The 12923-nt window shown below is 51.7% G+C and carries 15 protein-coding genes; 3 read left to right on the top strand and 12 right to left on the bottom strand.

The window, feature by feature from the left end; all coding sequences use genetic code 11:
• Positions 1 to 591: 591 nt before the first annotated feature.
• Positions 592 to 840 (bottom strand): hypothetical protein, encoded by a 249-nt coding sequence (locus BD749_RS04355; protein WP_101443132.1) that lies wholly within the window; start codon positions 838 to 840, stop codon positions 592 to 594.
• A 161-nt stretch (positions 841 to 1001) separates the two neighbouring features.
• Positions 1002 to 1472, bottom strand: a complete 471-nt coding sequence (locus BD749_RS04350; RefSeq protein ID WP_101443131.1) for a hypothetical protein — start codon at positions 1470 to 1472, stop codon at positions 1002 to 1004.
• 170 nt (positions 1473 to 1642) lie between these two features.
• Between BD749_RS04350 and BD749_RS04345 the strand changes: the two genes are divergently transcribed.
• Positions 1643 to 2935 (top strand): DUF5690 family protein, encoded by a 1293-nt coding sequence (locus BD749_RS04345; protein ID WP_101443130.1) that lies wholly within the window; start codon positions 1643 to 1645, stop codon positions 2933 to 2935.
• Positions 2936 to 2975: 40 nt separating this feature from the next.
• Here the strand turns inward: BD749_RS04345 and BD749_RS04340 are convergent, their stop codons facing one another.
• The 8 genes from BD749_RS04340 to BD749_RS04305 all read right to left on the bottom strand — a co-directional run bounded on the left by BD749_RS04340 (position 2976) and on the right by BD749_RS04305 (position 8103).
• Positions 2976 to 3347 (bottom strand): hypothetical protein, encoded by a 372-nt coding sequence (locus BD749_RS04340; RefSeq protein ID WP_143741228.1) that lies wholly within the window; start codon positions 3345 to 3347, stop codon positions 2976 to 2978.
• The gene (locus BD749_RS04335) at positions 3320 to 3616 is read right to left on the bottom strand and encodes a hypothetical protein (RefSeq protein WP_101443128.1); all 297 of its coding nucleotides are present in this window, start codon (positions 3614 to 3616) and stop codon (positions 3320 to 3322) included. Before BD749_RS04335 ends, BD749_RS04340 begins: the two co-directional genes overlap by 28 nt.
• 384 nt (positions 3617 to 4000) lie before the next feature.
• Positions 4001 to 4660, bottom strand: a complete 660-nt coding sequence (locus BD749_RS04330; RefSeq protein ID WP_101443127.1) for an alpha/beta hydrolase — start codon at positions 4658 to 4660, stop codon at positions 4001 to 4003.
• A 42-nt stretch (positions 4661 to 4702) separates the two neighbouring features.
• Positions 4703 to 5536 (bottom strand): 4,5-DOPA-extradiol-dioxygenase, encoded by an 834-nt coding sequence (gene ygiD, locus BD749_RS04325; protein ID WP_101443126.1) that lies wholly within the window; start codon positions 5534 to 5536, stop codon positions 4703 to 4705.
• 117 nt (positions 5537 to 5653) lie between these two features.
• Positions 5654 to 6106, bottom strand: coding sequence for a DoxX family protein (locus tag BD749_RS04320; RefSeq protein ID WP_101443125.1), 453 nt, complete (start codon positions 6104 to 6106; stop codon positions 5654 to 5656).
• A gap of 21 nt (positions 6107 to 6127) precedes the next feature.
• A complete protein-coding gene (locus tag BD749_RS04315; protein WP_101443124.1) occupies positions 6128 to 6700 on the bottom strand; it encodes a YceI family protein in 573 nt (190 codons plus the stop codon).
• Positions 6701 to 6748: 48 nt separating this feature from the next.
• Positions 6749 to 7411, bottom strand: coding sequence for an NADPH-dependent F420 reductase (locus tag BD749_RS04310; RefSeq protein ID WP_101443123.1), 663 nt, complete (start codon positions 7409 to 7411; stop codon positions 6749 to 6751).
• Positions 7412 to 7524: 113 nt separating this feature from the next.
• Positions 7525 to 8103: a Crp/Fnr family transcriptional regulator gene (locus BD749_RS04305; RefSeq protein WP_101443122.1), complete on the bottom strand. Its 579-nt coding sequence runs from the start codon at positions 8101 to 8103 to the stop codon at positions 7525 to 7527.
• A 491-nt stretch (positions 8104 to 8594) separates the two neighbouring features.
• Between BD749_RS04305 and BD749_RS04300 the strand changes: the two genes are divergently transcribed.
• The gene (locus tag BD749_RS04300) at positions 8595 to 8999 is read left to right on the top strand and encodes a hypothetical protein (RefSeq protein WP_101443121.1); all 405 of its coding nucleotides are present in this window, start codon (positions 8595 to 8597) and stop codon (positions 8997 to 8999) included.
• Positions 9000 to 9141: 142 nt separating this feature from the next.
• Here the strand turns inward: BD749_RS04300 and BD749_RS04295 are convergent, their stop codons facing one another.
• On the bottom strand, positions 9142 to 9807 hold the full coding sequence (locus BD749_RS04295) for an NADPH-dependent FMN reductase (RefSeq protein ID WP_101443120.1): 666 nt from the start codon (positions 9805 to 9807) through the stop codon (positions 9142 to 9144).
• Positions 9808 to 10010: 203 nt separating this feature from the next.
• On the opposite strand from BD749_RS04295, the gene BD749_RS04290 reads away from it, so the two are divergent.
• Positions 10011 to 10952, top strand: a complete 942-nt coding sequence (locus BD749_RS04290) for a ring-cleaving dioxygenase (protein ID WP_101443610.1) — start codon at positions 10011 to 10013, stop codon at positions 10950 to 10952.
• 148 nt (positions 10953 to 11100) lie between these two features.
• Here the strand turns inward: BD749_RS04290 and BD749_RS04285 are convergent, their stop codons facing one another.
• The gene (locus BD749_RS04285) at positions 11101 to 12882 is read right to left on the bottom strand and encodes a SulP family inorganic anion transporter (RefSeq protein ID WP_101443119.1); all 1782 of its coding nucleotides are present in this window, start codon (positions 12880 to 12882) and stop codon (positions 11101 to 11103) included.
• Between the last annotated feature and the right edge of the window lie 41 nt (positions 12883 to 12923).

Raw genomic sequence — 12923 nt, 5'->3', positions numbered from 1 at the left:
ACTGTGCCTATAATCAAAAGAGATCAAACAGCATAAGCATAATTAAATCTTGTTTTAAAGCATTTGGTTGATTGTGAGTATCTCTTGAAAATCAATTTCTTCCTCCGGGCCAGTGAGCATCGGAGGCATGGGCGGGGATATTAGGGCTGCTGATTAGTTAGTAAGTGAAGGGCACATTCTATATAAATAGTTTTACGACTACTTGTTGAATTTTGATATTATTTCTTTATAATATATAATATTATTTAGTGAATGATAATGGATTGAGCTTTAAGAGGAACAAAATCAAGGGGAGATAGAAGGGATAAAGACAGTTATAGTCAAATTCTGATTATGCTGCTTATAATTGTGTTGTGGATAGGAGGATAGCTAATATAGTCAGAGCGGTATACTTTTTATAGTAATATAGGGGATAATTGTAACTCAATAATAACATAGGTTACTGCTACGGTATTCCCAGAACCGATTCAAATGTATAGGTATGAATTTCCAACCGATCTAGCTGTAGTACGGGTGCTACAAAAAGAAAGCCCCGGCCAAACGGCCGGGGCTTTCTTTTTGCTTGAGCGTAAAGCAATTTGCAACGATTATTTAGTCCATTTTATCAAATTTCTCTTTTTCTTCTTTATACATCCTGTAGGTCCAGATTGATAACACTATAAACATAACCCCCAGAAACATTCCGCTAAATCCTGTTATTCTTTCATGATGGATATCTCCAAATCTACCAGCAGTCAACCCGTTAGAAGCTTGATTTGTGAATTTCAAATATGCACCAATTGAAAATATGGTGATACCAACAATCAGTGCAATCCAGAATAAAGCTTTATAGATTTTCATTTTACTTAAATGATGGGTATCAAAATAAGAACAATGCTTTATAATCTTATTGCACTGTTGCTAACTATACCTATACCTGCTGCATGTGTGAAGCTGAGAGTCAGAATGCCTCAACTTAAAAAGTTCTTTGTCCTGTGTCTAATATTCCTTTGTCAGGCACACTATCTGGAGGTCTTTTCCAGCAGCCGCTCTATCCAGAAGATCAGGAACAACGCCACGAGGTTGACACCGATGAACTTCTGGCCAGTATCGCTGCCGATGCTGAAGTGGAAAGAGGAAAGGGCCAACCTGAACTTAAAGACCCAGCCTGCCACCATGTCCACGCCAGCTCCGACGCGCAGACCCGCCACATACTGGAAGGCATAGGCTCCGAATGAGAAGTACACCACCTGCAGCACCTGGTTGATGAGGGAGAGTACCAGTCCGCGTTTCTGGTTGCGGAACAACATGCGCCCGCACAGAATGGAGAAGATGTAGAGGCCACCGGCAAAGAGGCTGATGCGCAAGGCTGATTGGTCGATGACCATCTCGCCGCTGAATAGCACCCAAAGGGTGAGGGCTATACCTAAAATGCCGCCGATAATCTGGTAAAGCGCAATGGCTCTGATCTGGTTTCTGATCTGGTTGTTCAATTCCTTGTTTTCTTGACGCGTTTGCTGCCAGGTATATCCTGCCCGGCAAGTTAACAAAATTAAGGCTGACGTACATTTATCACAGCGCACGCGGGATTTTTCATCTTGAATGATTACATTTCTAGGAGGATAGAAAGCAACTAACCCCAAAACCTAGCTCAGCAGAAACTATGATAAACAAAAACAGTAGCCAGATCAAAGTGGGGCTGTACGCGGCCATCGTGGTTTTCTTTGCCTATACCATGATCTTCGGTTTCCGGAAATCCTTTACGGTGGCCACTTTCGACGGCATCGAGATTGCCGGGTATAGCTACAAGACGATTCTGGTCATCAGCCAGGTGCTGGGTTACCTGCTAGCCAAGTTCTACGGCATCAAATACATCTCGGAACTCAAAAGAACCGGCCGGGGCGCCGTGATTCTGCTCCTGACAGGTATAGCCTGGCTCAGCTGGCTTTTTTTCGCGCTGGTACCGCCGCCATACAACATTGCTTTTCTGTTCATCAACGGTTTCCCGCTGGGTATGCTCTGGGGTGTGGTTTTTTCGTATGTGGAGGGTAGGCGGAGCACCGATTTTATTGGGGCCACCCTGGCGGTGAGCTTCATCTTCGCTTCCGGTTTTGTCAAGTCGGTGGGGGCCTGGTTGATGGTTGAATTCGGTGTTTCGGAGTTTTGGGTGCCTTTTTATACCGGGCTGGTCTTTGCCGGGCCGCTCCTGCTGTTTGTTTTCCTGATGGAGCGGATTCCACCACCCAGTCGAGAGGATGTTCAATTGAGGACAGAGCGGGCACCTATGACAGAAGTAGATCGGAAGCGGTTTTTAAGGGAGTTTCTCGCTGGCATTGTGGCCTGTGTGCTCATCTATTGCTTTGCGACCATCTTCCGGGATATTCGCGACAATTTCGGGGCTGAAATGTGGAAAGAGCTAGGCTATTTTGACCAGCCAGCCATCTTTTCGAAAACGGAAACGCCCATCACGCTGATCATCCTGGTGCTGATCGGCAGCATGGTGCTGATCAAAAATAACTTCAGGGCCCTGCAAACGGCTCATATCTTCATTCTGGCTGGTTTTGCAATAGCCGGCATTTCTACAGCGCTTTTCGCCGCACAGTCATTCGATCCGGTGTGGTGGATGATGCTGGTAGGCCTGGGGTTGTACATGGTCTACATCCCGTTCAATGCCGTTTTCTTCGACCGCCTCATCTCGGCGTTCAGGTATACCGGCAATGTCGGCTTTCTCATTTACCTGGCCGATTCGTTCGGGTATGTGGGAAGTGTTGGGGTGCTGTTCAGCAAAGAGATCTTTCAGGTGCAGCTTAACTGGGTCACTTTCTTTTCGAACAGTGTCATGTGGCTCTCGGCAATCGGCATACTGCTGACCGCTTTCTCGATGGTGTACTTCGGGAAAAAATATGAGCGGATGCAAGCCCGCGAAGCAAGCGCTGCCGCCACTGTGCAGGTATAGCTGCCCTCCAACCGAGCCCTAAACCAGGTATAGAAGTCTCCTACTTGTTCAGGAACCGGTAAAAGATAAAACCTCCGACAGCGTAGAGGGCAGCGTCCAGCCAATCGGAGGTATAGCGGGGCATGAACTTAGGGAAAAAGACCTCGAAGGCCAGCGAAAAGTAGATTACCGCAAATGCCATCTGGTACCTGGAAAGGCGCAGTTGAGTGCCGTAGAAATAGCGGAGCACGAAGAGAGTGACCGTGAGCACGAGGGGCAGGCAGAGTAGATCGTCGAGGTAGTGCTGCACCCACCGGGGCCGGGGCAAATCAAGCCAACGCCAGGCGACATGCCCCAGGTATACGGCCGTCAGTGCCCAGAACAAAGGGCTGAGGGTTTCCCATTTTAGCCGGCCAGCAACGCGATCAGCCATAGAATAAAAGAGATGACGGACACGAAGGCGATTTGCAGGCCAAGCCCGATGCGCTTGAAAAACCGGGTATACCAGGGGTCCTCCGGATCTACCTCGATCAGCTTGATGGAAAAGCGCTCCTCTTCCTCTTTCCGACGTTCTTCGCGGGCTTGCTGACGTGCGACCGCCACCGGGTCGAGGATGCTCTGGCAGTGCTCGCACCTATCGGTTGGGTTCTGGTTCCAGCGAGACCACTGACCGCAATTTGGACATTTCTTGCTAGCGCTCATAGATTTTCAGGTATTTGGCATGCCACATCAGTCAAAATGGGCACCCGTACTTTATGTTCCGTCCCGCTCAACCGGGCCCTTACAAAGGTAAGGCTTTTCACCGGTTCAGGGCTAATGCGCAGGGCGGTTGCCGGGGCCAGTGCGCTTTAACAGATACTTTGATAAAGCGCAGGTGGTTACTACAGGGCAAACGTTAAAACCCCAAAGAGTATACAACACAATTCCTCCTGGCCACCCCCTATAGAGGAGACCAGGAGGAACTGTGTTGTATACGCCACTAAGGGCAAACGGATTCCGTTACAGACAGGGACATGCCTGTAGATGGACCTTAGTCCACACTTAGTTCAGGGGCTTCAAACGTTTTGCAAGAATTTATATAGCCGGCTATACCTGTAGCCAGTCTGCCACTTTTGTTATTGCCTCCCCGCTGATCTGGTGCCCCATATCCTGTTCGTGGTAGGTTAACTGCACGCCTGCTTTTTCCAGATACTCCTTCGCCTCACGGGCATAGTGCACGGGCAGGGTACCGTCCTGTGTGCCATGCGAGATAAATACCCGGAGTTGCTTTAATGCCTCATTGGGCTGCAACAGCGGTCTGATTTCCTGCAAAATTCTGCCGCTGAACCCCACTATACCTGCCACTAGCTCCGGCTGTGTCAGACCAATGCTGAAACTCATGATAGCGCCCTGGCTAAAGCCACCCAGGTATACAGTGTCCAGGTTGTACTTTTCTTTCACCTGACGGATGAAGTGCTGAATGTCCTCTCTGCTTTTGGCCTCCTGCGTTGCATTGATCTGGGGCTTGCCCGAAGAGAAATCTACTTCATACCAGGCGTAACGACCCGCTCCAAGCACAAACGGACCTCGTGGTGAGATCACCGTGAAGTCTTCCGGGAGATAGGGAGCCAGTTGAAACATGTCCTGCTCATTGCTGCCCACGCCGTGGAGCAGGACCAGGGCCTTTGGCTGTTTGGCTGTGCTGCTGGCTGGTCGCTCCAGGTAGGGGAGCGAGAGGTCATTTTTTATCGATTCTATCGTTGCCATTGTATATCGTTTAGGTATAAGGGGAGCAGGTAAGCACAAGCCTTACCCGATCATCACCGAGGTCATGGTCAGAGAGCCGCCTACTACTTTGTCGTTGAAGAAAGAAACATCGTCCTTGCTTCCTTTCAGGCCCAGGGTATAGAGCAGCGGCCAGTAGTGCTCCGGCGTAGGTATAGCCAGCATGGCTTCGCGGCCCAGTTGCTCATACCTGATCAGCTTGTCGTGCTGTCCGTTGCGGATGAGGTCTTTGAACGTAGTGTTCATCTGCACGGCCCAGTCAAAGCCGTATTCCGCATCGTTGAGCCTGTCCCAGGCCACCATGCGCAGGTTGTGCACCATGTTGCCGCTGCCCACGATCAATACGCCTTTTTTGCGCAGGCTGGCCAGTTCCTTCGACAGGTCGTAATGATACTGCGGTCCTTTGGTGTAGTCGATACTCAGCTGCAGCACGGGTATGTTCGCCTCCGGGTACATGTGCCTAATGATGGTCCAGGCACCGTGGTCAAGCCCCCAGTCGTGGTCGAGCTCCACCGCCGTGGATTTAATGATAGAAGCCGTTTCCCTGGCCAACTCCGGGCTGCCCGGTGCCTTGTACTGCACATTGAACAGCTCCTGCGGGAAGCCACCGAAATCATGGATGGTTTTTGGGAAATTCATGGCCGTGATGCGGGTGCCTTTGCTCAGCCAGTGAGCCGATACCACCAGCACAGCTTTGGGTGTCGGAATATCTTTGGCCAGTTGCGTCCACTTCTGGCTGAATTCATTGTCCAGGATGCCGTTCATGGGCGAGCCGTGGCCGATAAAAAGAACCGGCATCAGTTGCTCCTGCTCACTCAGGTTATCTGTAAATCGATTGAAAGCGGATAGTGTGGTCATCCCTGCTACTCCTGTTAAAAGGGTTTTAATAAACTGTTTTCGTTTCATAACAGCTTGTATTAGTAAAGGTGCTTCCAGGAAGGGTGTATCCCGGAAGCACCTATTAAAAGATCATTTTTACTGCATAGAAAGTGGCCTAACATAAGCCGGGCGAAGCACCTTTTGCATCAGCAGATGATCCAGGGAGTACCTGCCGCTACCCGCTAAAAGCAGCGCGATGTAAGGCATCAGGTATAGCAGTCCCAGTTCCTGTTTTGCGAACGGATCCGCCCCATGTACCAGGAACACGGCCACCAGCATGGTAATGATCAAGGGGATGGTGGCGAGCCTTGTGCCCAAACCAACCAGGATTAGCAGCGAGCAAAGCACTTCAGAGAATACCGCCAGAGCAAGCGATGTTGTAGCGCTAAGACCCAGGACGGCCGGGAACTGAACCGGGCCATCCGAGAAAAGCATCTCCAGTTTTGGCCAGCCGTGCACAAGCATCAGGGCCGCTACGCCTACCCGGGTAATCAGAAGCGCCACATCTATGCTGTTCGCGCTCTGGTACACGTTCAATAGCTTTTTCATGGCTGATTATTCCTTTATAAATTACTGGATAAACTCACCGTCCGCCTTGATGCGCACTTCGTCGCTGATCATTGGGGCCGGGAAACCGCTGCCAAGGTTAAAGTCAGAGCGCTTGATGGTACCTGTTACCTGGAAACCGGCAGTCTGCTTTTTGTTCATGGCGTTCTCTACTGTGCCGTTGTATTTCATGTCCATGGTCACGGGCTTGGTTACACCGTTCAGAGTCAGGTTACCAGTCAGCTTGTAGCTGTCTTTGCCAGCTTTCTTAATGGAGGTGCTCTTAAAGTCCATCGTCGGGTATTTCTCTACATTAAAGAAATCCGGGCTCTTCAGGTGGTTGTCTCTGTCATCAACACGGGTGTCGATTGAGGCAGTTTTGGCAGTCAACTCTACCACGGCGTCACTGAAATCAGGTTTGGTGGATGTGATCTTCACATCAAAGTCGTTGAAAGTGCCCGATACATCGGCAATGCCCAGGTGTTTCACTGTAAAGCCGAGCTGTGAGTGGGCGTCATCGTTTGTCCAAACGGAGTTCAGGGTAGTAAATGCCGTCAGGGATACAAAAGCGAACAGGATTAAGAATACTCTTTTCATAAAATGTGTGATTTAAATAGTGTTTGAATATAATTGTTGGTGATTTACTTAGTGATGCAGGATCTTCCAGCCAGCCAGCCAGTTATAGCCATTCTTCATGTTGAGCTGGATCAGCAGCAACTGCATACGCTCCAGCGTGCCGCTCACGGACAGGCCACCTGCTACAATTGGGTTGAAACCAACCGTTTCTACCAGTTCAACCACGGTCTGCAGGGCCTCCTGGTCATCTCCGGCAACAAAGGCGTCGGCCTGTTTCCCGTCAATGACAGGGGTGGCGAAGTCTGCGGCGAAGGTTGTGTTAAAAGCCTTGACCACTTTGGCGTTCGGCAGCAGCTTTTGCAGCTCCTCCGCAGCACTGGTTTCCGGGGCGGTCACAAGCCCGTCGTATGTGTCGTTCAGCGGATTGGCGATGCTGATCACGATCTTCTGATTGGCTACGTCTTTTATCTTTTCGGCCACCTCCTGCTCAGCGGCGTAAGGTACCACCGCGATGATGATGTCCGCCTCCCAGGAGGCATCCCGGGAGCAGTCCGACACCGCTACTTCGGCGCCTGGGTGGCTGCTCTTGATCTCGTCGGCTACGGTTTGTACTTTGTCCAGGTCGTTGGCGCAAAGCAGTAGCCGGTAGTTGCCTTTGGCCAGGCCTCTGGAAATGGCTGATCCCATGTTTCCGGAAGCTCCTATAATGGCGATGGTTTGCATTGTCTTCATACCTTTTATTATTAACAATACAAAGGTACGACCATGCGCTGCCTCGTCGCATTGAGCCCAGTCAAGAAAGCACATTGATTCAAATCAATGCTTTTGCAAAAGCAGGTATAGGCTTATTTAGAGGAGATGCGTTTTCTGATGCGGCTCAGGGTCTCAGGGGTGAGGCCCATATAGGAGGCGATCATGTGCTGGGGAACCCGCTGCGCAATATGTGGGTAGAGATTGATGAAATCCTGGTAACGCTCTTCGACAGAAGCGCTGATGATGGAAGTGAGGCGGCGCTGCATGGCCAGATAGGCGCCCGTGATGTTGAGTCGGGTAAAGGTTTCGTACTTGGGCATGGTCTGCAGCAGCTCTTCGTGTGCCGATTTGCTGATGATCACCAGTTCTGAGTCTTCGAGGGCATCGATGTTGTAGGTGGCAGGCTCGCCCGTCAGGAAGCTGTAGAGGTCCGAGATCGTCCAGCCCTCCAGCCCAAACTGGATGATGTGCTCATTGCTGTTCTCGTCCACAGAGTAGGCGCGCAGGGCACCCTTCTCCACAAAAGCGATTACTTTGCACACATCGCCTTCCTGCAACAGGTACTGCTTTTTGCGGAGCTTCTTCAGGGTCAGGTAGGTTTTGATCTGCTCCTGTTCCTCTTCCGTAAGCTGGACTTTACTGTTTAGGTTCTGAAAGAATAAGTTGTACATCGCAAGACCGTTATCGTTGTAAGGTGTAGGGTGTTTTATACCTGCTGTTTTATACCTGGGGCTAATTTACGAATTATTCTGCCTTTCGCTTCCCGCAGCGCTTTCTCGCCCAGCCACCGGCCACTTTCATTTCATGGGCCGTATAATGCCTGAACACATGCATGAGTCCTACACAAAAACGGGCATTTACGGCTGGGCTCACAGGCAGGGCCGTTAAGTTCTAGGGGAATTCTCCCCTTGAGGGGAGCGCAGAGGGGTGTTTGCAACAGCGGTTGTATTACGAATTAGTGAATAATTGGCATTTATGTACCGAATTAACACCCCTATAATCCCCTCAAGGGGATAGTTTTTGCAGAACTTAACGGCCCTGTGGGCAAACAGGGGGCGTCACCCCTGTCTAGAGGGCCGCTTTAGAGAGTCTGGTCTAAACATACATAGCAGGCATCTGTTGTTTTCTTATCTTTGTGTTTCGTTAAATTATAATTTGCGGGATGATTACTGTATCGGATAACAAATTCTACGAACTAGCTTACAATCCTAAAAAGAACCGTATTTACCTCAGAATCAATAGTTACTGGAAATCGCCGGAGGTGGTGCCGAATTATTTGAATGACTGGAATAAAGTGATCAGCGTGGCAGCCCCGGGCTATACCTTGCTGGCAGACTTCCGCAACATGCTCACCCATCCTGCTTCCGTAAAAGAGCTGCACGAAGCTGTGGCCAACCGCTTGGTTGAGTCCAAAATCTCCTATGTTGCCGAAGTGTCCCCTACCGACAGGATTGCGGTGCTGCAGGTAAGCGGCGTGTGGAAACAGATCGGCAAAGGGAGTATAAAGGTGGCCGACATCGTACTGGGCGAGAGCATTCTCGATCAACTCACCGAGGCCAAAACGTAGTAGGTCCCGCGCCGGGCACCGTGCCTGGTTCAAGGTCACAATCGATTCCACATACCTGATGAAGCCGCAGCCCGACATGCTGCGGCTTTTTGATTCCAGATGCTATACCTGTAGCGTAAGTGCATAGTGCCCTCGTTAGGGATCAGCTCTCTTCCACCCGTTCTGTTTCCTTGGCCGGTTTCTCTCCCAAAAACTCTACCCAGGCCTTACGGATGCACGGATAGTGCTTGGAGGCTTCCACCAGGTTCATAAAAGCAACCAGGTTGTCCTCAAACCGTTTGGCCAGCGTTTTATCTTTCAGGCTACCATCTTCATGAAAAGCCTCGTGGGCAGTAGCCAGTGAAAACATATCCGGGTATACCCTAGTGCCGAGGTGCTCAAAGGGAACGCGCAAGGCCCAAAGCCCGCGGTTACCGCCCGCCATGGAGGGAGAAGCGGACATCAGCAGGGCGTGGTGCTGGTGGAAGGGTTGCGGACGGAAACGGGAGGTCCAGTCGATCACATTTTTAAGGTAGCCGGGCATGGAACCATTATACTCCGGCGATGAAACGATCATGGCATCGTTTGCCAGAATGCGTTCCCGAAACGCTTTGGCCCCATCCGGATGAAAGCCGTCCACTTCCAGATCCTGGTTAAAGGTGGGGCAGTCGAACTCGGCCATGTCGGCGAAGTCCACGGTGCCACCATGTTGCTCAATCACTTTCACGGCCAGTTTTGCCAGTTTGGTGTTCAGCGAATCTTTTCGGAGTGAGGCCGAGAAAACCAGAAAACTGGTGTGCTCCCGGCTTTTATTTTGTTCTTCTGCCATGGCTATCTTTTTTTTATTTTGTTAAACGGGAGCCCGCTAAAAAGTTTTAAGCAGGTGGGCGACAATTGTTTGGACTAACAGAACCGGAGAGTCAGGTATAGCGCGAGGCTGCGGTGTAAGTTTTTCAGGTGCTATACCTGTTTGGGGCAGAGGCAATGTATAAAACCTATACCTGCCGCCAAAACGAACAAAAAGCAAATAGCATGAACGAGCTAAAAGGAGTACACCATGTCACGGCCATCACCAGCAGCGCCGAAAAGATATATGAGTTCTTCACCTATACCCTGGGCATGCGCCTGGTGAAAAAAACGGTGAACCAGGACGATATCCAAACCTACCACTTGTTCTTCGCCGATGACAAAGGGAGTGCCGGCACCGCCATGACTTTCTTCGATTTCCCCGGCATTCCGAAAGGCGTGCACGGCACAAATGAGATCGCCAAAACCTCTTTCCGGGCTCCAAACGACGCGGCCCTGGCCTACTGGGAAAAGCGCTTTGACCGTCTGAACGTAAAGCAAACTGATCTGGAAGTTCAGTTTGGCCGAAAAACCCTCTCTTTCGTTGATTTTGACGACCAACAGTACCAGCTTATCTCGGACGAAAAGAACACAGGTATAGCATCGGGCACGCCCTGGCAAAAAGCCCCCGTTCCGCTTGAACATGCCATCACGGGTCTGGGTCCGGTCTTTATCCGGATCGGAGAGTTTGACTACCTGAAAGAAATACTGGAAAAGGTCTTTCTGTTTAAAGAAACCGCGCAGGAGGGCACCTTCCATCGGTTTGAAGTAGGGGAGGGCGGAAACGGTGCTGCTGTGATCGTCGAGCAGAACGGAAATGTGGCGATGGCCCAGCAAGGGTTTGGAACCGTGCACCACGTCGCTTTCCGGGTGGAGAACCGCGCCGTGCTCCCTTCATCCGGCTACGTCAACCGTCATTTCTTCGAGTCGGTATACACGCGGGTTGCGCCCAGTATCTTGTTCGAGCTGGCCACCGACGGAGCCGGTTTTATGGGGGATGAACCCTATGAAACGCTGGGCGAGAAGCTGTCGCTGCCTCCTTTCCTGGAGCCTAAGCGGGAAGCCATTGAGAAAATGGTGCGGTCCATCGATACGGTCAGAAGCACCAGAGAATTTGCGAAAGAGTAGCCCTCTCTTAACTGAGAGCAAAACAAACGGTTTAATCCATCTCGCATCTGATTGAGGCGGCCTTATACCTATACCTATACCTATACCTGCGCCGGAGTTGAAGTTGCGCTGCCAAGTTGCTTAAGCCCGATCTCAAACGGCCGTTGGGCTAGGTATAGGTTCCTTCTGCGGGAGCCCCTTTTTTCAGCCATTCCTGTGCTTCCAGCACTGCCTGCCGGGTGCTGTTCCCGACAATGGTGTCCTTCCGCAACATGCGTATGCCGCGCAATACTTCCGAGGCCGCCTGCGCCTGAAAAGCGACATAGCTGTTCGCTCCCAACTCAGTGAGGTAGAACCTGCCCCCAGCCATTCTGATCTTGTCGTAAAAATTCTCGATCACCTCCGTCAGTGTGGCGCCGATGTTGTTGCGGCCTCTCAGTTCCAGGATGATGACGGGGCGCCGGGTTTCCGGAGCCAGCTTGGGCCATTGGTTTTCCAGGGTCCGCGCCCCGGCGAAATGCAGGTCGCCGTCCACCGCAAAAATGTGGATGCCTTCCTGTTCAATGGCTGCAGGCAAGGCCATTTCTTCAAACCACCCTTCCCTCGTCAGCCGCCTTCTGCGCAGTTTTACCAGTCGCGACGAAGTGAAAAAATAGAGAGTAAAGGAAATGAGGACCCCGATCAGCACCGCGTACTGAACCGGCATAAACAAAGTGACCAGAAAGGTGGAGACAAGGCCGATTCTGGCTGCCCAGCCGGCGTTCCATACCTGGATGTTCTCCTCCATTTTCAGGGAGCTGGCCATGGCAAAAATCATGATGGCGGCCAGTACCGGCATGGCCACATTGCCAACTAAGCCCGGAAGCAGCAAGACGAGCGTAAGAACCAGCGTTCCAGATAGGATGCCCGCCCAGCGGCTCCGCGCGCCCGAAACAATGTTCAGGGAAGTAGACCCCAGGGAGCCGCCCACGCCAATGCCGCCAAACAGACCCGAGGTAACGTTGGCTATACCCTGGCTGATAAAGTCTTTGGAGGTGTTGGAACGCGAGCCGTCCGGGTTGGGCACGCTCTGGCTGACCCCGGCTGCCTGAATCAGCGTGATCAGGGCCAGTGAAAGCGCTCCGCTGAGGAGGGAGGGCTGCAGGAGCGAGAAATCGGGCAGGCGCAGCGGCGGTATACCTGTCGGGATCTCCCCCACATCGGTCACCACTTCCACGTCGGTCCAGTTCATGAAAAAGATCAGCAGAGACGGCAGCGCGATGGCAACGATGGCTGATTTATGGCCCAAGGGTGTTCTGGGAAGCAGGATCATGCAGGCGATCGTGGCAAGTCCCGGTAGAAGCGCGTGCCAGTTGGTGAGGTGGATGTTTTGGAACAGGTTGATCGTCTGGAGGATCTTGTTGGTACCCTCGGCAGGTATAGCAAAAAGCGTGGGCAGCTGGCTCAGGATAGTCAGGATGGAGATACCGGCCAGAAAGCCCGTCATGACCGAATGCGAGACGAAACGCACCAGGCTCCCCAGCCTCAGCAGCCCCATCAGAATCATGAAAGCGCCGGAGAGGATCACCAGCAGGATCAGGGCATCCACGCGCTGTGCCTCCGGGTAGGCCTGCGTGAGCTGGTAAAGCAGGAAGGCGGCTGCGCTGGTAGTGGAGATGATCATCAGTTTGGAGCTGTTGAAAATACCGCCCACAATGCCTCCGCACACGGCGGCGAACAGACCCATCACGGGGCTCACTCCTGCCAGCAAACCGCAGGCCATCCCATCCGGAATCTCGTTCATGGCCACGGTCAGACCGGCATTGGCGTCATCCTTTAGCGTGGAGACCTTTGCCTGCTTGTGCATTGTTACTTCTACCGTATGCTTCAGCTTGGCCTCACCCGGCAGCAGGTCTTCCGGCACCTTTGCGGCGTTCTCCCTTTCTTTATTTTTTACCGGATCGAGAGTCATAGATCACAAACGAGGTTTTACAATGGTTAGCTGTCTTTTTT

Origin of the sequence: Pontibacter ramchanderi (genome assembly GCF_002846395.1) — a bacterium.
Classification (GTDB): Bacteria; Bacteroidota; Bacteroidia; order Cytophagales; family Hymenobacteraceae; genus Pontibacter; species Pontibacter ramchanderi.
Note: the sequence above shows the minus strand (reverse complement) of the source record. Positions and strands in the feature narration are given on the sequence as shown.